Source organism: Aquimarina atlantica (assembly GCF_000626715.1).
GTDB lineage: Bacteria > Bacteroidota > Bacteroidia > Flavobacteriales > Flavobacteriaceae > Aquimarina > Aquimarina atlantica.
Genome location: NZ_AQRA01000006.1, coordinates 455,622 through 472,952 on the forward strand (window position 1 = coordinate 455,622; position 17,331 = coordinate 472,952).

Annotated in this window: 18 protein-coding genes; 6 read left to right on the top strand and 12 right to left on the bottom strand. The window is 30.7% G+C overall.

Annotated elements, in window-relative coordinates:
* Positions 1–24: 24 nt before the first annotated feature.
* Both ATO12_RS25000 and ATO12_RS15690 read left to right on the top strand, forming a co-directional pair.
* A complete protein-coding gene (locus ATO12_RS25000) occupies positions 25–1,047 on the top strand; it encodes a sensor histidine kinase (protein WP_165583395.1) in 1,023 nt (340 codons plus the stop codon).
* Positions 1,044–1,727, top strand: coding sequence for a LytR/AlgR family response regulator transcription factor (locus tag ATO12_RS15690; RefSeq protein WP_051575867.1), 684 nt, complete (start codon positions 1,044–1,046; stop codon positions 1,725–1,727). Before ATO12_RS25000 ends, ATO12_RS15690 begins: the two co-directional genes overlap by 4 nt.
* A gap of 34 nt (positions 1,728–1,761) precedes the next feature.
* On the opposite strand, the gene ATO12_RS15695 is transcribed toward ATO12_RS15690, so the two are convergent.
* From ATO12_RS15695 to ATO12_RS15735, 9 genes are all read right to left on the bottom strand, one after another.
* Entirely contained in the window at positions 1,762–2,343 is a 582-nt protein-coding gene (locus tag ATO12_RS15695) for a Crp/Fnr family transcriptional regulator (protein ID WP_034243373.1), read from the bottom strand.
* Positions 2,344–2,386: 43 nt separating this feature from the next.
* Positions 2,387–3,085, bottom strand: a complete 699-nt coding sequence (locus ATO12_RS15700; protein ID WP_034243376.1) for a DUF4386 domain-containing protein — start codon at positions 3,083–3,085, stop codon at positions 2,387–2,389.
* A gap of 325 nt (positions 3,086–3,410) precedes the next feature.
* Positions 3,411–4,100 (bottom strand): hypothetical protein, encoded by a 690-nt coding sequence (locus ATO12_RS15705; protein ID WP_034243379.1) that lies wholly within the window; start codon positions 4,098–4,100, stop codon positions 3,411–3,413.
* 2 nt (positions 4,101–4,102) lie between these two features.
* Positions 4,103–4,597 (bottom strand): RNA polymerase sigma factor, encoded by a 495-nt coding sequence (locus ATO12_RS15710; protein WP_034243382.1) that lies wholly within the window; start codon positions 4,595–4,597, stop codon positions 4,103–4,105.
* Positions 4,598–4,852: 255 nt separating this feature from the next.
* Positions 4,853–6,193: a DUF3526 domain-containing protein gene (locus tag ATO12_RS15715; RefSeq protein ID WP_034243611.1), complete on the bottom strand. Its 1,341-nt coding sequence runs from the start codon at positions 6,191–6,193 to the stop codon at positions 4,853–4,855.
* A gap of 2 nt (positions 6,194–6,195) precedes the next feature.
* On the bottom strand, positions 6,196–7,635 hold the full coding sequence (locus ATO12_RS15720) for an ABC transporter permease (RefSeq protein ID WP_034243386.1): 1,440 nt from the start codon (positions 7,633–7,635) through the stop codon (positions 6,196–6,198).
* A 4-nt stretch (positions 7,636–7,639) separates the two neighbouring features.
* Complete coding sequence (locus ATO12_RS15725) at positions 7,640–10,141, bottom strand: TonB-dependent receptor (protein ID WP_051575868.1); 2,502 nt, start codon at positions 10,139–10,141, stop codon at positions 7,640–7,642.
* A gap of 9 nt (positions 10,142–10,150) precedes the next feature.
* Entirely contained in the window at positions 10,151–10,846 is a 696-nt protein-coding gene (locus tag ATO12_RS15730; RefSeq protein WP_034243388.1) for an ABC transporter ATP-binding protein, read from the bottom strand.
* 394 nt (positions 10,847–11,240) lie between these two features.
* Positions 11,241–11,480, bottom strand: a complete 240-nt coding sequence (locus ATO12_RS15735; RefSeq protein WP_131248846.1) for a hypothetical protein — start codon at positions 11,478–11,480, stop codon at positions 11,241–11,243.
* Positions 11,481–11,679: 199 nt separating this feature from the next.
* Here ATO12_RS15735 and ATO12_RS26135 point away from each other — a divergent pair, with 199 nt between their 5' ends.
* Positions 11,680–11,856 carry a hypothetical protein gene (locus tag ATO12_RS26135; RefSeq protein WP_165583396.1) on the top strand — a complete coding sequence of 59 codons (177 nt, stop codon included), beginning with the start codon at positions 11,680–11,682 and terminating at the stop codon, positions 11,854–11,856.
* Positions 11,857–11,951: 95 nt separating this feature from the next.
* On the opposite strand, the gene ATO12_RS15740 is transcribed toward ATO12_RS26135, so the two are convergent.
* Entirely contained in the window at positions 11,952–13,016 is a 1,065-nt protein-coding gene (locus tag ATO12_RS15740) for a helix-turn-helix domain-containing protein (protein ID WP_034243394.1), read from the bottom strand.
* A gap of 163 nt (positions 13,017–13,179) precedes the next feature.
* On the opposite strand from ATO12_RS15740, the gene ATO12_RS15745 reads away from it, so the two are divergent.
* The 3 genes from ATO12_RS15745 to ATO12_RS15755 all read left to right on the top strand — a co-directional run bounded on the left by ATO12_RS15745 (position 13,180) and on the right by ATO12_RS15755 (position 15,857).
* Positions 13,180–13,635 (top strand): DUF6252 family protein, encoded by a 456-nt coding sequence (locus tag ATO12_RS15745; RefSeq protein ID WP_034243397.1) that lies wholly within the window; start codon positions 13,180–13,182, stop codon positions 13,633–13,635.
* A gap of 85 nt (positions 13,636–13,720) precedes the next feature.
* Positions 13,721–15,436 (top strand): gluzincin family metallopeptidase, encoded by a 1,716-nt coding sequence (locus ATO12_RS15750; protein ID WP_034243401.1) that lies wholly within the window; start codon positions 13,721–13,723, stop codon positions 15,434–15,436.
* 19 nt (positions 15,437–15,455) lie between these two features.
* A complete protein-coding gene (locus tag ATO12_RS15755; protein WP_034243405.1) occupies positions 15,456–15,857 on the top strand; it encodes a DUF6855 family protein in 402 nt (133 codons plus the stop codon).
* Positions 15,858–15,967: 110 nt separating this feature from the next.
* Here ATO12_RS15755 and ATO12_RS15760 read toward each other — a convergent pair whose 3' ends face one another.
* Together ATO12_RS15760 and ATO12_RS15765 are read right to left on the bottom strand one after the other, a co-directional pair.
* Entirely contained in the window at positions 15,968–16,624 is a 657-nt protein-coding gene (locus ATO12_RS15760; protein ID WP_051575869.1) for an HAD family hydrolase, read from the bottom strand.
* Positions 16,625–16,660: 36 nt separating this feature from the next.
* Complete coding sequence (locus ATO12_RS15765) at positions 16,661–17,305, bottom strand: hypothetical protein (RefSeq protein ID WP_034243408.1); 645 nt, start codon at positions 17,303–17,305, stop codon at positions 16,661–16,663.
* Positions 17,306–17,331: the final 26 nt, after the last annotated feature.

The window sequence follows — 17,331 nt, forward strand, 5'->3', positions numbered from 1 at the left end:
AGAGAACGTGTGAATAATAACGCTATGTATTCAAAACTAAAAAAAGCAGAACCTGTATTGCATCTGCTTTTTTGGGGAATGGTACTTTTTTTTCCATATATAAAATATCTGGGAAGAGAAGGAGGGTACCCTATGAGTTTTATGCATGAGTTGGTTGGATTGGTATTCAATATGATACCAACATATATTATGTATCTGTGGTTCTTTCCTTTAAAAAATAAGAAGAAGTATGTTTTTTGGGTATTGCTTGTTTTTAGTAGTAACGCTTTAATCCACTATTATGCAGATAATTTTTTTCATATGGGAGAAGACCATAAAGATCATCAAGATCATCGCTGGAAATATGTAGTTTCTAGCTTCGTGACATATTTCTCCTTTAGTTTGGCTTTTTTTGCTTTGCATTCTATTAAAAAATTATATGCTAAACAGCATGAATTAGATACTACAAAACAAGAAAAACAACAAGCAGAACTCAGTGCACTAAAAGCACAAATAAATCCACACTTCTTATTTAATACTCTAAATAATATTTATGCAAATGCTTTAAAAAAAGACGAAAAAACTCCGGATTTGATTTTAAAACTATCCAGTAGTTTTAGATATGTATTGCATGAAGGCCAAAAAGAAAAAGTAACTTTATCTCATGAGATTACTCATGTAAGAGATTATATTAGTTTACAAGAGGAACGCTTATCTACCAAAATACAAGCCGATTTTTTTGAAGATATTGATAATCCGAAAAGAGAAATAGCTCCATTACTTTTGATTCCGTTTGTAGAAAACGCTTTTAAGTATACTAGCATCTTAAAAGGAAAAAACCATCAGATAATTATTAAAGCAATATTAAAAAAGGATCAATTCTCTTTTTACTGTGAAAACCCATATCATGAAAATAAAAAACCAGAGATTGATGCAAATTGGCAAGAAAGCGGTATTGGGATAAAAAACACTCAAAGGAGATTACAGTTATTATACCCAGAGCGATATCAATTGCAGATTAAGAAAAAGGATAATGTATTTAAAGTAATACTTACCATCTCATTATGATAAATTGTTTGATTATAGAAGACGAACACGGTGCGCAAGAAGTGTTGCAAAACTATATTAATAGAACTCCATTTGTGAATTGTTTAGGAGTATATGAAAGTGGATTGGATATTAAGTTTGAAGAATTAAAAAAGGTAGATTTTATGTTTTTAGACATTCAGCTGCCTGAGTTAAACGGATTATCATTTTTAAAAACACTGATCAACCCTCCAAAAGTAATTGTAACTACTGCTTATCCTGATTATGCGGTAGATGCTTTTGAAGAAAATGTGTTAGATTATTTGGTAAAACCATTTTCTTATGATCGTTTTTTTAAAGCAATTACTAGAGCTAGAAATCAAATACAGATTACAAATAACGAAACCGAAAAACAGCTTTTCTTATATGCAGATAAGACCATTTATAAAATTATGATTGGTGATATTTTATATTTAAAAGCCGAAGTAGATTATGTAAAAGTGGTTACTCAAGAAAAATCTATTTTACTTTTAGACAGTTTACGTAATTGGGAAAAAAAACTATATGACCATAATTTTGTAAGAACTCACCGTTCTTTTATTGTAAATTTTGAGAAAATAGAAAAAGTGTCGGGGAATTTGGTGTATATAGCAGATGAAAAAATACCTATCGGAAAAACATACAAAGAAGAATTCTTAAAAAAGATGAAATATATAAAGTAATACTACTGTTTTTATAGGTTAGAAGCTTTAAAAATCAATATTCATTTTTGGCAACATCTTTTCTAATACGACTTAATGTGCTATCTGTTATTCCTAAATAGGATGCAATATGTTTTAAGGGAGCGTTCATAATAATTTCTGAGTTTGATTGTAAAAGAGCCTTATATCGTTGTTCTGCTGTTTGATTTATCATCGAAATAGTTCTTTTTTTTGAAGCAATAAATTCTTTAACTAGGATAGCTCTTCCAAAATCTCTAAATGCCGGCTTATTATGAAAAAGAGAATTGAGTTGTTGGTATGAAAATCGATATCCTTGGCAATCGGTAATTGCTTGTATATTTACTTGTGAAGGTACTCTTTGAAAAAAAGAAGTAACCTCAAAAACAATAGAATTTGAAGTGTAAAAATCAGTAGTGACCTCGTTACCTTCGATGTCGTATAGGTAGGTTCGTAATAGCCCTTTTTCAAAAAAGTAGTAGTCATCACTAATTTTACCTTCTCGAACAATGAACTCTCCTTTGTTTATTTCTTTATATTCAAAAGAGTTGGCTATATCTATGGCTTCTGCTTTGGTAATGGGAATAATGTGCTGTATAAATGCTACTAAACTGTTCATGATATAAAATCATTTAGGATTAAAATTACTATTTACTTTAGTTTTAATAGTGTTGATTAATTTTTCTAGTATTAACTCCTATTATAACTAACCAAAACATGAATCCCAATTCTGCGATACCTACAACGGCATTTACAATTGGATTAATAATAGAACCATAGTTTGGAAAAATAAATATCGTAACAAATTGTATGAGGTAACATACCGATGCTGCAACTAATAAAACCCCCAGGATTTTGGGAATTACTTTTGATTTATATACTAATAGCCCAAGAGGAAGTAACCATAATCCAAAAAATATCTGAGCAATAAGATAACCAGTACCATGAGCATCTAGAGAAATCATCATAAGTGCATGCAATTGATCGGGTTTAAAAGCATTGAGATAATTGACATCCCTTAATAATTCTAAAACAGTTGCATGATTAATCATGTTTAACGCCATCATCGGTACACTAATTAATGCCAGTATTACCATAAGTGAAGCATAATCTTTATTAATATGTTTTAATAATTTGTATAGAGCCAAAGGCACCAGTAAAAATAGAGTGGAACCTACTACATCACATACAAAACCTATGCTGTATAACGATTTAGAACTAATGATGTTATTGGCTGTGGCAGCTGCATCTCCCCATACAATAAGTTTAGAACGAACATACAACTCTGTAAACGCCATAGGAAATGCTGAGATTATATATAATAATCCAGCAATTCTTGCATTTTTTTTCTCAATACTCATTTTCTATTTTTTAAGTTTATCACTATAGCTTTTTTTGTTGGCTTCGAATTCAATAAAATTCCTATGCTAAAAAAGGTGCTACTAGTATAGACGCATGATATTAATGAATAGTTGCCTTTCTCTATTGCAATCTGCATAAGCAAAGGGCAGAGAACCATTATTGCAAATATTAGAATTGATAGTTTTGTGATTTTCTTCAAGATTTCTGTTCTAATAATAGATTTATTAAACTATTGATCTTTGATTAGTGACCAATTTCAAACTTATTTTGTTTTAAGTTACTTCTTCTTGACAAAAGGCAAGAAATCATTAATAAATGTATTACTTATTGTTTTTCAAAACTCTTTATTTCAACCAAAAAAGAGGATATTTTATTTAAAGAAGCATTTGCAGATTCGTCGGTAAGTAAAGAGTTTTTACCTAATCGAGTCCAAAAAGTAGAGCTTTGCGCTAGAGCACCATATTTACTTAAGATCCAAAAAGATAATGGAAACCATAGTATAGAAAACCCAACATGTATAATAACAACTATAGCCGCTTTTTTCCAAATTTCTGGGATTAACACTAATGGATTCATAGAAAAAAAGACAATCATTAATAACCAGAAATATATATTCGACAGAATAAAGATAAATTGATTGTGTCTCAGTCTTTTTAACTTGAGATGTTCGATAATTTTTTGAAGCTTTACAACAGGTTCGGTATACTTAATTTTGGACATCGAATTCAGTTGTGCTACATTTTTATAAAATACCACCTTTGATAGCAGTATTAATAGTGCTGCAGGAATAGAAATACCAATGTTTTTAAAGTTCATTACCAAAACAATCCAGGTATAAGTGATGACTAATAAATTAAAAATCATATATAAAACACTTTGTGTTTTCATTCGTTTTACATTAGAATCTATTTTTTTATACTTAGATTCTTTAAATAATTGAATCACTAAATTTTCACCCTCAATTGATGTGTTATAATGATTACCCCATTCTTCTTGTATGTTCTCTAAATTCATTTTTAGTTGTTATTAAATTTTTCTTTTAATTGTTTTTTTATCCTTGATATTTTGGTAGCTACATTAGTCGTAGATATACCCAGAGTTGTTCCAATTTCCTCATAGCTATATTTTTCTAAATAGAGAAGGATCAATGCTTTGTTTAACTCACTTAGCTGAGCAATAAAATGATAGAGTTGCTCTATGTTTTCTGTACTATCAGAACTTTGCTTATGTACTGTAGAAATCAAATTTTCATTAAACGTGTCATATTTATTGCTGTGGTAATTGGATTTACGATAAAATGATATAGCCACATTTAGAGCTATTCGATACATCCAGGTTGATACTTTATAGGTATCGTCATATTTTGGCCATGCTTTCCATAATTGTATGATTATTTCCTGGATAAGATCTTCTCTGTCATTGGTATTCTTACAATATGAATTTGCAACCTTATAAAGAATACCTTTATTACTTCTCAGGATTTTAGTAAATGTTTCTTCATTCAAAAGCATATTAATTGTTGTTTACTCTATTATTCGTTTAGAATTATAAAAAATCACAGGTGACCTGTTTTTTATGCTTAATTAATATGATTATTAGGTGTTTATATACACTAAGATAAGTAAGGTATTGGCTATTTATCTAAGTTTTTAGAAAATACAAATAAATAAATAGGTCCAATCACATTTGTGATTGAACCTATTTGCCCGAAGGGAAGTTGATTAATAGTATAGAGCCTTTGTATGTATTACTTCTCTATATGTATATTAGATCTTTCTCAAATTAAAAAAGCTGATTAAAGAAATAATTACGGTAATTAGTACTAATGGAAATATAGAATTGGTCCAATTAATAGTATGCACAATAGATGCATATTTTGGTTTAAATTCCTTCCAATTTTCATTTCTAACCGGATAATTTTCGAATATTTTGGGATAGAAGTATAGCCTTAACTCTTCATGGTACTTATCTAGACGATCTAAAAATGACAGGTGATTATTTAAGTCGGATTGTGCAATTTGATTAAAAGTCAATTGAGTGTGCATCGTAGGTATTGCCCAAGATATTGCCTCACTCACTTTTTCTCTTAATTTTATTTTTTCCTTCATTATTTTACTGGACTCTAGAGATTCATCATCACCCATTTGTTGCATCCCATAGTACCAGAGCCAACTAAATTTATCTTCAGGAACCGGGTATTTTTTATACTGCGGATAATGCGCAAAAAATTTGTCCATGGTAACCTCTTTTGCCATATCCCATTTTTTATGATATCCATCTCGCTGTTCTACCATAGTTTTTAATGTTTCTGGTACGGGATATGTATTGACAACAAAATTGTTTACCGAAGCAGGAAGTAATATGGTTAGTACAATCCATAAAGAAAGTAATGTTAATGCATTAAAACTCGAATTTTTTCGAAAAGAAATAATGATAAAACATAAAGAAGTCCAAAATGCCAAATACAAAACACTTACCGTTATAAATGCCAGAAGAGCTTCATTAATTGGTAATTGTAAAATAATAATAGCCAATAAAAAAAGTATAGCTAATACGATATATAGAAAAAATACTCTTATAGATAACTTTTTAAATAAAAAGTTAAGAGGAGAGGAGGTTTGAGTGGCTATTAATCGCCAGGTTTTTCCTTCTTTTTCTTCAGAATATAAATTGAATGTTAGTGTGATAAGTACTAACGGAAACAAGTAAATGATTACAAATCCAAGATCTAAATTACCTGATAGCAGAAGGGATGGATTCTCAAAATCGGTATCATATTTTTGTCCTTCAAGACCGCGTATGGTTACTGCTAATATTGAAGGATTTACATCTCGTTGACCAATAGAAAGCCCTGTTAAACTATTTGATTCCTTAACTAGAGAAAAACGTAAATAATAAAGTAACAGACCCAAGTCATCATTATGATATTTTACATTTCGTTTGATACTCTCTTCTTGAAACGACTCGGCTTCAATAATTGCTTTTTCTTGCTTTATATTAAACTGTTTTCCAATAAAAACACTTATTATACCTACTCCCAGAAGAAGTACAAGAGAAATAGCCGCTATTTTGGTTCTAATAAAAGATTTAAATAATAGGGAATACATAGTTATAATACTTTTGTTTTTTTGGATATTTTTTTCACGATTATAATAGAAAGAATACTCCAAAGAATTAAAGAGAAAATAGATAGCGCTTCATTTTTTAGAATAGATAATACAGGTAAATGATCATATTTGAAATCAGGAAACGCTTCCCAATGACTCTTGTCTATAATACTAGGAGTATCTGTTTTTTTGTTTGGAATGAATTTCATTTGTAGTGAATTCATTTCTTGCGCAAGTTGATAACGATAGCGTTCTGCCTGATGCTGAAAATTAATATAGGAAGCGAAATCGGTTCCCGAGAAAGCCATAGAAATATGTTTTATTGCAGTATATGGGTTGAGTATAGCAGAGAACCTTTCGATAGCATTTTGACTTTTATATGTAGTCAATAAATCATTTAAATGCTGATTGTAAATTGAAGCACTAATTTTTTCACTTTGACTCATAATAAAACCTCCGTAATTAAAAGGTAATTGGTCTACAGATTCAACATTATTTGCCAGGAGTACAGAATCTTTAATAGCTTTATAATGAATATCATCTGGATTATGACTATCTCCTTCTTTTATCAAATCATTTTCTACAATAGATTCGAATTCTATTTTTGATGGAGTAGGATAAAGGTAATGCCCAAAAGCTTGAAGTGTTTTAGGAAGTATGATGATAAAGAAGAGCCAGATTCCTAAGAGTTTTATCAAAGAATCTTTAGCAGTTTTACTCATCGCAGAAATTAGAATGGTAATACTACTAATAATACCAAAAAACAGTACATAACTCAATATCAATATAAAATAGCTTAGCAATTCAGAAGATGTAATAGGATTACCCTCTGCCAAAAACATGAATAACAGAGTAATTATAATTACGGGAATGAAGAAAAACATAGCTAGACTCATTAACCCAAGAGATTTACCAAAAAATATTTCTGACCAGGTTGCTCCTTGATTAATCATTATTTTTAAGGTGTTATTTTCTCTTTCACCAGCCAAAGCTCCATATCCTAAATAGAAAATAAGCAATGGAAAAATGATTTTTAACAACATAGCCATGCTTATTTCTCCAAAGCGAAGCAAGCCTGTAGAAAGGCTTGCTTCTGAGAAATTTATGGTATTTTGTTTATGAGCTTCTAAAAAAACGGCATTTCCCGTATAATTTTCCATTCCAAAATCAAACAGACTTAGTTTGTGTTTTAGACGAAAAGCAAAAGAACCATAGTGTGCCATACGATGTGGATGCTTATCTGGGTTACTCTCCCAGCTATGCCTGGCTTCTTCTTGATAAAAATTACGAATACGGTTTTGAGTATTGTAATTATCCCATCCACTATAGGCAGCAAATGCAATTAAAACAGTCACCAAAACCATAGTAATATGCAATACTTTGGATCTAAAGGTGGTTTGCCATAATTGTTTGGCGAATAATATGATCACTGACCTTCTCATAGGTTTAGAATTTATAAGTTGTTGTAAGCGTTATATTTCTAGGAGCTCCAGGAAACAAACGCGTATATGTTTGTGCACCCAACCAATATGTTTCATCAAATAAATTACCCACATTTACAGCTACCTGTAGATTACTTTTCGTAGGAGTATAATACAGTGCTGCATCAAAAATAGTAGAAGCTGGTACTTCAAAATCACGTGTAAACCAGGGCACTTTACTTCCTTGATGTTGTACACCAAACCCAATACCCAAATCTCTTAATATAGACCCATTGTCGAAGTTGTAACGTGTCCATAGATTTGCGCTATGTTTTGGTACGTTTTCTTTTCTGGCACCTTCTAAAGTAACATTGGCATCGGTTACGATAACTGCATCGATATAACTGTAAGAAGCATTTATTTGCCAATTGGGTAGTAAGTAGCCTGCCATATCCCATTCAAATCCTCTACTACGGTCGGCTCCACGTTGTACCAATAAATCTGGTTGCGAAGGATCATTGGCACTCATCAGAATATTTTTCTGATTAATTTCGTAGATAGCCATGTTCATCGTTATCTTTTTATTAAACAAATCAGCTTTCATTCCTATTTCTTTTAAATCAGAAATCAAAGGTTTAAACCGTGAAGCCGATTCATCGGCCCAAAAAAACTGACCTGTACTTGGCAGTAAAGTTACAGTGTTGGATTGCGGTTGGAAACCTTCTAGATAAGTACCATATACGTTAATGTTATCATTTACGGCATAAGTAATACCTATTCTGGGAAGAAGTCTTTGGTTTGTAAAAGAAGATTCATTAGCTGCTTTATAATGAGTTATATCTTCGAACCACTCATTTCTTAAACTCAATAATAGAGAGAACTTGTTCCATTTTAACTGCTCCTGGATATATACAGCGTTACTCATAGTCAATGCAGAAGGAACTGCAATACGTGAATTGATGGTATAATCCTGAATGTTTTGTATTGTGTATGATGGGTTTGCTAAATCAAAATGATTAACATTGGGTTTGGGCAATATACTCCCCCCAATAGTAATGGTTTGATAATCTGATGCATTTGCTGGTTCAAAAGACCTGGTGACACTACCATCATTTAATAAATATCCTCGTGCAGAGTTTTGACCACCTCCTTTAAGTTTTTTCCAGTAGTGCAAGTCATACCCAACCAATAATTTGTGATCTATTGATCCCGTTTTGAAATCAAAATTGAAATAACTGTTTACATTATCAATGCTCCAAAACTGCTTTCGTTGTACAAATCGCATAGCGACCAAACTAGGAATAGGCTCGTTCGCAATATCAACAGCAAATGTATTTGTAGTACGATGCTCCTGTAAATCTTCAGTCCAGGTTTGTTTCATGTAAGAGGTGTTAAAAGTAATGTTAGGACTGAACTTATGAGAAAGATTCCCCATAATAATTACTTCCTTTGATTTGAAGAAATCACTAGAAGCCCCTAAATTAAGGCTTATAGGTGTGCTATTAAGATTTGTTTGTCCCGCTACAGCACCAAAAATAGGTTGACCACGGTCTAGATTACCATTCATGTTATTGAAAATAAACTCTGCATTGATAGCGGTTTTTTTGTTCGGGATATAAGTAAACGATGGAGATATTAAAATTGATTTATTACTTACTAAATCACGGTAAGATTGTGCCGTTTGATAGGCTCCATTGATACGATATAACAATGTTTTCGACTCGTTTAATGGCCCTGTAAAATCTAAGGTTCCTCTCATAGTGCTAAAACTACCGACACTTAAACTCACTTCTTTTCTATCTACCGATAAAGGTTTTTTAGTAACCATATTAATACTTCCACCGGGATCAACACTGGCAAAAGTTGCACTGGCAGGTCCTTTTATCACTTCTACTCTTTCTATGTTCGAGGTGAGTGGTTGTAAGAAATAAAACTGCCGAGTACGCATACCATTAATAATCTGCCCTTCTTCATTTTGACTGATACCTCTTATATTATACTGATTATAAAAACTAGATGGGCTAACGCCACTAACAACTTTTACGGCATCTGCTAAGTGAAAGGCTTGCCTATCGGCAATCAGTTCCTTTGTTACAGAAGCAATAGCCTGCGGTAATTCTTTGTTCGCAATGGCTATTTTGGTAGCAGAAAATGAATAATCACTATTGTAGTCTCGTTTTGTACGCCCCACTACTTCTACAGTTTGGAGTTGTTGAATATCATCTTTTAGTGTTATTATGCCAAGATCATATTCTTTATTTTCTAGAAAATCATACGTTTTGGTAATAGAATTAAAACCAACATAACTAATTTTTACTTCATAAGTTCCTGTTTCTTGTAAAACAAAGTTGAATTCTCCGTTTTCATTAGAAATAGTTCCTTCTTTTTTATCTCTGATAGTAAAGGAAATAGTGGTGCCTGGAATAACACCTTGTTCGATATCAACAATTTTACCTTTAATATTGATCTGAGAAAAACTTTGTTGACAAATAATGGCAAATAAAATAATTAAAATCTCTTTTTTCATGGGGTAATTTTAAATGGTTTCTAAATACAATTCTTTTAGTTGGTTGGCATCAATTCCGCTTGTTTTAATTTGCTGAACCAGAGAACCTTCTTTCATAATTCCGATAGTAGTACCTACATGTACTGCGTTGAATATATCATGTGTGGCCATGAATATAGTTTTACCTTCTTTGGCGAGTTCTTTACAAGTTGTAGTAAATTCAGCCGATGCTTTAGGGTCAAGACCAGATGTGGGTTCATCCATAAAAATTACATCAGCATTTTTGGCAACTGCAACCGCAATACCCACTTTTTGACGCATTCCTTTAGAATAAGTGGATAGATGTTGCAGATGCGCTTCTTCTTGTAAGCCAGCTTTAGTCAGAAATTCCTGTAGTTTTTCTTGAGAATATTTATACCCAGCCAAACGACTGAAAAAATCAAGGTTTTCTATTCCTGACAAATTTCCATATAACTGGACTGTTTCTGGGATATAGGCTGTTTTTTCTTTGATAGAAGTAGCATTGGATTCAATCTCTTCATTATCAATTAAGATTTGCCCACTATCGGGTTTTATAAAACCAAGAAATAGGTTGATCGTTGTGGTTTTTCCGGCTCCGTTTTGACCAAGGAGACAGAATATAGAACCTTGCTCTACTTGAAAAGAAACATTATTTACTGCTTTTTTTCCATTGTAGGTTTTTGACAAGTTTTTTGCTATAAGCATTGTGTTTAAAGTATTATTAGATCTCTAAAAAGAGATCGTATTAATTAATAGAGGTATAATCTTAAGTGGTAGTAACTAAGCTGAGATTTTAAATAGGGGAATAACCATTCCTGATATCAAAATGTTTATAATCTTATGATTATATAGAATTACAGTCTAATTAGAATACTTAAAATTAGAAGTCGTTAAGTTTTCGACCCTAAAAAACATGAGTTAACAGAAGAAAGTCAGAGTTTATGAAAATATAAACAGAATTATCTTTTAAGGATATCAGAATTGGTATTTATAGGAAGCGTCATTTCATTGATTTAAGAAAATTCGCAAGTATAAACCTGATAAGCAATCGCTAAAAAGAAAGGATTTAACCGTTAAAAATGAAAATAGAGTAAAATAACTATGCTAAAAAAGGAGGAGGTCTCGAGAATAGATTGGTAATATGTATATCGCTACTATAAACGAAGTTGTAATAACGTATTACATTTTTCTGGGTATAGAATTCAAAAGTGCTACAAACATTACTTTGAGTATTGTCACTAACGGTAGCTGGAGTAAAATTGGTTATAGAAACGAGATCACATATTTCACAATGTTCTATACCATCATCATCGTGAGTCAGTAGGTGCAGACCTGCCACTTTCAGAGAAAGGAAAATGACAATAAAAATATAAGTGATATAATTTTTTAAGCCCCCAATTTTCATAACAGACAAACGTACCAAATAATATACAGACAAAATGTTAAAAAAATCTAAATTATTTGGATGGTTAAAAATGAAATGGAGGTAAAGTTCTAAAAATGTCTAATACAATGATAACCCAAAATACCTTTCGACCATGCCAGAAGCTAAACAAACTTTTAAGAACAAGTTAAAAGCGATACGATTTATGATCAAAGTAGTATTAACAAAAACCTGGGATATGAAAAAATATGAGAAAGAACAAGGCTTTCCTAATTTTAAAAATACCTCGTTCTGTATGGATTCTGAAGAATGGAAACTATCGCATGAGTAAAATAGCGGGTTAATTAATCATAAAATTAAATAACCCTGTATTTATTAGAGGAGTTAAAGCACACGATAACGCTTTTATTAAGAATAGATAAGAATTTAAGAATTTTTGATAATCTGCTCTTTATATTCTGTAGGTGACATATTCATATGCTTTTTAAATATTCGATAAAATGTAGCTCGAGACTTAAATCCACTATCTTCTGCCAAAGAAGTAAGCGTATGAATCTCATCTTGATTAGATTGTAATTTGCTTATAAAATGATTAATTCTATAATTGTTGATGATCTCAGAAAGAAGTATTCCTTTATTTTTTAAAGCTTCATTAAATACTTGATTATTAATGTTTAACTTTTTAGAAAGTATTTTTTGAGTAATATCTGTTTGTAAATACAATTTTTCACTTTCTAAGATCGTATTTAATCTGGTTATGATATTCTCAAGTTCATCTGGTTCAACAATAGATATATTTTCAATTGGTTTTTTAGGGTTGATAATTACATTATAACCCACATATAAATAAAAGACCAAATTTGTAATCCAATATGGGTAATAATATTTAGAAGCAATACCGCTAGGATAATTAGACAATTCTATTACATAATATACTATCCACAATGTTAACAAGCTCAGCATACCATAAAAAACATTCTTATAGAACTTAATAACCTTATGAGGATTATTCTTAAACAAGAGTACACCTTTAATAGCAAAAAAAGAAGATAATAAAATACCAATCCCTTCATGAAATACCCAAAATAATTGACTATTTAGGATGTCGCTTTTAGCTTCAAAATTGAAAAAATATACATAAATCCATATAAAAATAATACCTGTTATTTCGATAACTCCAGGTAGTAAATACATTAAATCATTAGACGAAATCTTATACCCTTTTTTTACAATAGATTTAATAAAGAATAAAAATAAAGCTCCAACGAAATACATTGATGGAAATCGTATTAAGCATAACCAATCATAAGAATTCCTCAAAGTGGGTAAGATGCTATACGAAGCAATACTTAAGGCTACTGCTAGAACAAAAAAACCAATAAAATTAGCAGTATTTCTATAACTTTTTTTCAGAGATAAAGATGAAATAAAAATTATAGCCGAATTAAATACACCCACCAATACCAATACCTGAAGAAAGTGAAATTTCATTGATTTGTTTTTAGGATTCTCTATAAATCCAATTTATCTAATTGTTAAAAATAGTTAATTAGTATCTCATTCTGCCAAATTGAGACACCATACTTGTTTAGCTTTTCTTCTTTAAAATTACAGAATAATAGTTTTACGGCTAATTAAATTAAATATTAAAATTATGAAAAGAATTTGGTTAATTGTTTTTGTACTGGTATCAGTTTTTACTTCATGTAAATCTGATGATGATACCCCATTACCAGAAAACACAACTTTTGTAAAAGCACAAGTCGATGCTTCTGCTTGGGAAGCAACTTCGTTTAAAGCAAGTTATATCAATAACATTGTATCTATTGAAGCTAATAGATCCGATGGTACTACTATTGATATCTCTGTTCAAAATGTATCTGATATAGGAGACTATACTTTGGGAAATGTTAGTATAGGTGTCTATGAAGAAGGTTCAGGAAATGACGAAACTTATACGACATCCGGAACATTAGGTTCTGGTACTATAAATTTTTCTGTCTTAAAGTCAGATAGAGTAGAAGGTACATTTTCTTTTGATGGAGGTAATGGCCTAGGAAACTCAAAAAGTATTAGTAACGGGGTGTTTAAAATTAACGCAGCAAACTAAAGAGAGTTATAATTTCAAGTGTAACAAACGGTAAAATCAATTGTCAATAAAATAAATACAAGTTAAACTAATACACTATGAAAAAATGAAAACACATGTAGCTGTTGTAGTAATGGTGCTTTTTTGGGTCGTTTCTTATGGTCAAAAACCAATCATTAGTATTAATGCAACTATTGATAAAAACTTAAACCTTAATGGTATACTTAATCTTGAAATACCTCACATATCTGACACGCTTAAAATATATAAGCTCTCAGCTGGTATGACTCCTACTGGAATGGCTACTATTAAAATTAATACTATTAGTAGCCAAGGAGAAAAGCTTCACTACAATGAAAATGATCAATGGATTAGTATACCAAATGTGCACAGAATAAAAAACGTAGCAATTCAATACGAATTAGACTTAAAAGCTATTTATGATTGGAGAAAAGAATTTGGATATACCGTTTTTTCGGGAGGAAAAGAAAGATGCTGGTATCCCAATATATATATTAATAATAAGCATGATTTTCATAAAGATTTCAATGTTGTAATCGAACATCCTAAGCGTTTAACACTTCTTACTTCTGGTACTTTAATTACTGAAGAAGTTAAGCAAGCTACTTCTGTAAGTTATTTTAAAGCCAAAAATGTACTGGATTATGGTTTAAATGCAGGATGGGATTATGTTAATAAAACCATTAGTAACGGAGAAGTATCCTTATCTTATTTTTGTCCAAAAGCAAAAAAGGAGATATATAGAAATATTGCCAATACGGCCATGGAAGCTATTAATTGGTATACTGAAAAATATGGCTTTTTCCCTAAAAAAAGAATGGGACTAGCCATAGGGCACCCCAAGTGGAGAGGCGGTTTTCCTTCAGAAAACTTATTTTATATACACCAGGGGAATATAGAAAAATCATTTATTCAATGGATCACTTCACATGAGTTAGGACATTATTATTGGGGGTTACATGTTTTATCAACAACCGATTTAAGCCCGTTGATGCTTGCCAATGGTATCTGGATAGATCATTTGTATTTATCTGAAGTGTACAATAAATCATTTAATGAATTATGGAATTTATACTCACCTCAGGCTGCGATGATAGAGAAATATTTAGCGACTTGCCTTGCAAATTACGAACAAGAAATAGGTTTTGCAGATGCAGAACAAAATTTTGGATTCGATTATAATAGCAATGTTGCACATGCTAAAGCAGCCGTTGGTATATATTTAATATCTAATCTTATAGGAGAACAACAGTATTTAGAATTACAAAAAGAGTTATTAAAACATTTTGAAGGGAAACCGCTCTCTATCCAAGATTATATTTTGTTTTTAGAAGATAGAGGGCACAGTTTTGTTAGAAAATTCATAACACAATGGTATCAGGATCATGCTATGATAGAATATGATTTTTATAAAATAAAAACGAAACAAAATGATCAAAATTGGGAGTATTCTTTTGAAATAAGAAAAAAAGGAACTGTTGATTATCCTATCGAAATTACTGTAGTAGATGAAAAAGGAAATGTGTATCAACACCTTACTAAAGCACAATCAAATAAAGAAGCAATAAAAGGGAACTCAAAATTTAAACCTATTGATTTTAAACTAGATGTAAATGGGAAAATTCCTATGTGGAATAGCGATAATACAGCAATTCAAAGAGCATTTATTTTTGCTTTATATCGTGCAGGCAAATCTAAAATTGCAACCCAACTCGCAGAATCGTATTTAAAAAAACATACTAATGATATACGATTACAAAAGCGTTTAAAAAGACATCTTACAATAATGATGAAAAACTAATTTATACACAATCACAATCATGGAAAAACGAACAAAAGATAATCCCTGGAAATTACAAACACCACCTCAATCTTCATCCTACGAAATGTATATTGATGAAAAAAATGGAGTAGAAATTATAGTCTGTACTGTAGGCAAAACGGTATTACATTACGATGCCCGAATTGTCAATGATCTATATGAGATGCTAAAAAAGCATAATGATTGGATACTATTGGGGAGTAAAGACGAAAAAGCCGAAGCCAAAGAAGGAACCGTCGAATATTGGGGGCGTTCTAAAGATAATCCTATTGGTGGATGGTATGGTTTAAAAAAAGGACTTAGAGGTCGTGTAGGCATGTATATTCCTCCATTATTAGAAGCATTAGGCCTTGCAGAAGTAGAACATAATAAACGCAATAATAAAATGAGAGCTATATAAGATACATTAATGAACATATAAGGTACAACAGCAATAAAACAAATAAAAATGTTTGAAAACTCTATCCAGTTTTTGTTAAGTTTATTTGGTGTTGTACCATGTTTTATTTTTCATTTTATAAGATCAAATAAATTACCGAATATTTGAATACCGTTATTAGTTTTTTCTTTTAATCTAAATTTTGATTGATGTCCATTCGCAATCAGAATACAATTCACACCTAATTGATTTGCAACCTCAAAATCGTGTATTGTATCCCCGATTAAAACCGTTTTGTCTATATCAATTGAATTATTTTGTATTAAGCTAATCCCTTTATCTATTTTACTTTCGGCTTTGTGATTGTCCAGACCTTCGACTTGTTCGAATACTTCTTCGATTACGTAATGCTTAAGCAAGCTGATAACACTTTCTTTGTGAGCTGCAGTTAATATAAATTGTTTAATATTTTTGTTATTAAGTTCGTTCAAAATGCTCATTGCTCCGTTTTGAAGTTTACATTTATGAACGTTGGTTAGATAATCAGACATAAACTTAGAGGTGAGCACCTCAAAAGATTCCTTTTCAAAGTCAATGCCAATTTTTTTATAGTAATCTGAAATCGGAAAACCAAACACTTCTCTGTAAGAATCAATATCTAACCTCCTGTTATTATGATTTAAAAGTAATTTGTTGACAATTTCAATACATAACCAACTATCATTTAGAAGAGTTCCGTTCCAATCCCAAATGATGTTTTCGTAATGATATAAAATGCTATTCTTCATACTTTAAACAGATTTTTATTAGCTGTACATTGGTTATTAAATAATTTTATAGAATGCCAGGAGTATTGTTGCTTGCCTGATCGTAAAAAATAGGATTCCTATCACGTATGGTATATAGTTCTTACTATTTCTTTTATCTTTTATAATCAAACCTAATAATAAAATACTTTTCAATACAAAACCAGCACTCATATTTTGCATAAACGAGAAATCTAACCAATGTATAAATATTCTCCCTATTGCAGGAAAAATAAATACTAATGTAAGTACTATCATATAGCGCATATGAAGCTGCACTTTTTGTTTGTAATAAATAGCTAATACATAAAATAGAATTACAGAAATAATATCTGATGTGGTAAGTATGGTTAAGGGTAAGTAGTTATATTGAATTTGTTTAAAAAATATAGGTATAAACGAAATAAGTATTAATATAAAAAGAACATAAGAAAACTTACCTAATAAACGATGGTAATAGTATTTTTTGGCTTTAATTAGCATGGGTTGAACGATAAATAAAATAATCCATATAGCAGACACTACAAAATGAAAATGAATTGTTATACCCGGATCTTTTTCAAAATTTGGAAATTGACTTAAATATGTTTTTAAAAAACCAATAATGGTAATTGGGACTAATGTAAGTAATAGCATCCCTAAATTTTTATATCCTTTTTCCATTTATAAATTAGATTTGTTAGTTGTTA

What these genes read in the sequence shown, in the direction of transcription:
- ATO12_RS15700 (WP_034243376.1), bottom strand. Translation starts at nt 3,085, where the DNA reads ATGAGTATTGAGAAAAAAAATGCAAGAATTGCTGGATTATTATATATA.
- ATO12_RS15695 (WP_034243373.1), bottom strand. Translation starts at nt 2,343, where the DNA reads ATGAACAGTTTAGTAGCATTTATACAGCACATTATTCCCATTACCAAA.
- ATO12_RS15765 (WP_034243408.1), bottom strand. Translation starts at nt 17,305, where the DNA reads ATGGAAAAAGGATATAAAAATTTAGGGATGCTATTACTTACATTAGTC.
- ATO12_RS15725 (WP_051575868.1), bottom strand. Translation starts at nt 10,141, where the DNA reads ATGAAAAAAGAGATTTTAATTATTTTATTTGCCATTATTTGTCAACAA.
- ATO12_RS15720 (WP_034243386.1), bottom strand. Translation starts at nt 7,635, where the DNA reads ATGAGAAGGTCAGTGATCATATTATTCGCCAAACAATTATGGCAAACC.
- ATO12_RS15750 (WP_034243401.1), top strand. Translation starts at nt 13,721, where the DNA reads ATGAAAACACATGTAGCTGTTGTAGTAATGGTGCTTTTTTGGGTCGTT.
- ATO12_RS15730 (WP_034243388.1), bottom strand. Translation starts at nt 10,846, where the DNA reads ATGCTTATAGCAAAAAACTTGTCAAAAACCTACAATGGAAAAAAAGCA.
- ATO12_RS15740 (WP_034243394.1), bottom strand. Translation starts at nt 13,016, where the DNA reads ATGAAATTTCACTTTCTTCAGGTATTGGTATTGGTGGGTGTATTTAAT.
- ATO12_RS15705 (WP_034243379.1), bottom strand. Translation starts at nt 4,100, where the DNA reads ATGAATTTAGAGAACATACAAGAAGAATGGGGTAATCATTATAACACA.
- ATO12_RS15760 (WP_051575869.1), bottom strand. Translation starts at nt 16,624, where the DNA reads ATGAAGAATAGCATTTTATATCATTACGAAAACATCATTTGGGATTGG.
- ATO12_RS15710 (WP_034243382.1), bottom strand. Translation starts at nt 4,597, where the DNA reads ATGCTTTTGAATGAAGAAACATTTACTAAAATCCTGAGAAGTAATAAA.
- ATO12_RS15715 (WP_034243611.1), bottom strand. Translation starts at nt 6,193, where the DNA reads ATGTATTCCCTATTATTTAAATCTTTTATTAGAACCAAAATAGCGGCT.
- ATO12_RS15745 (WP_034243397.1), top strand. Translation starts at nt 13,180, where the DNA reads ATGAAAAGAATTTGGTTAATTGTTTTTGTACTGGTATCAGTTTTTACT.
- ATO12_RS15690 (WP_051575867.1), top strand. Translation starts at nt 1,044, where the DNA reads ATGATAAATTGTTTGATTATAGAAGACGAACACGGTGCGCAAGAAGTG.
- ATO12_RS25000 (WP_165583395.1), top strand. Translation starts at nt 25, where the DNA reads ATGTATTCAAAACTAAAAAAAGCAGAACCTGTATTGCATCTGCTTTTT.
- ATO12_RS15755 (WP_034243405.1), top strand. Translation starts at nt 15,456, where the DNA reads ATGGAAAAACGAACAAAAGATAATCCCTGGAAATTACAAACACCACCT.
- ATO12_RS26135 (WP_165583396.1), top strand. Translation starts at nt 11,680, where the DNA reads ATGCCAGAAGCTAAACAAACTTTTAAGAACAAGTTAAAAGCGATACGA.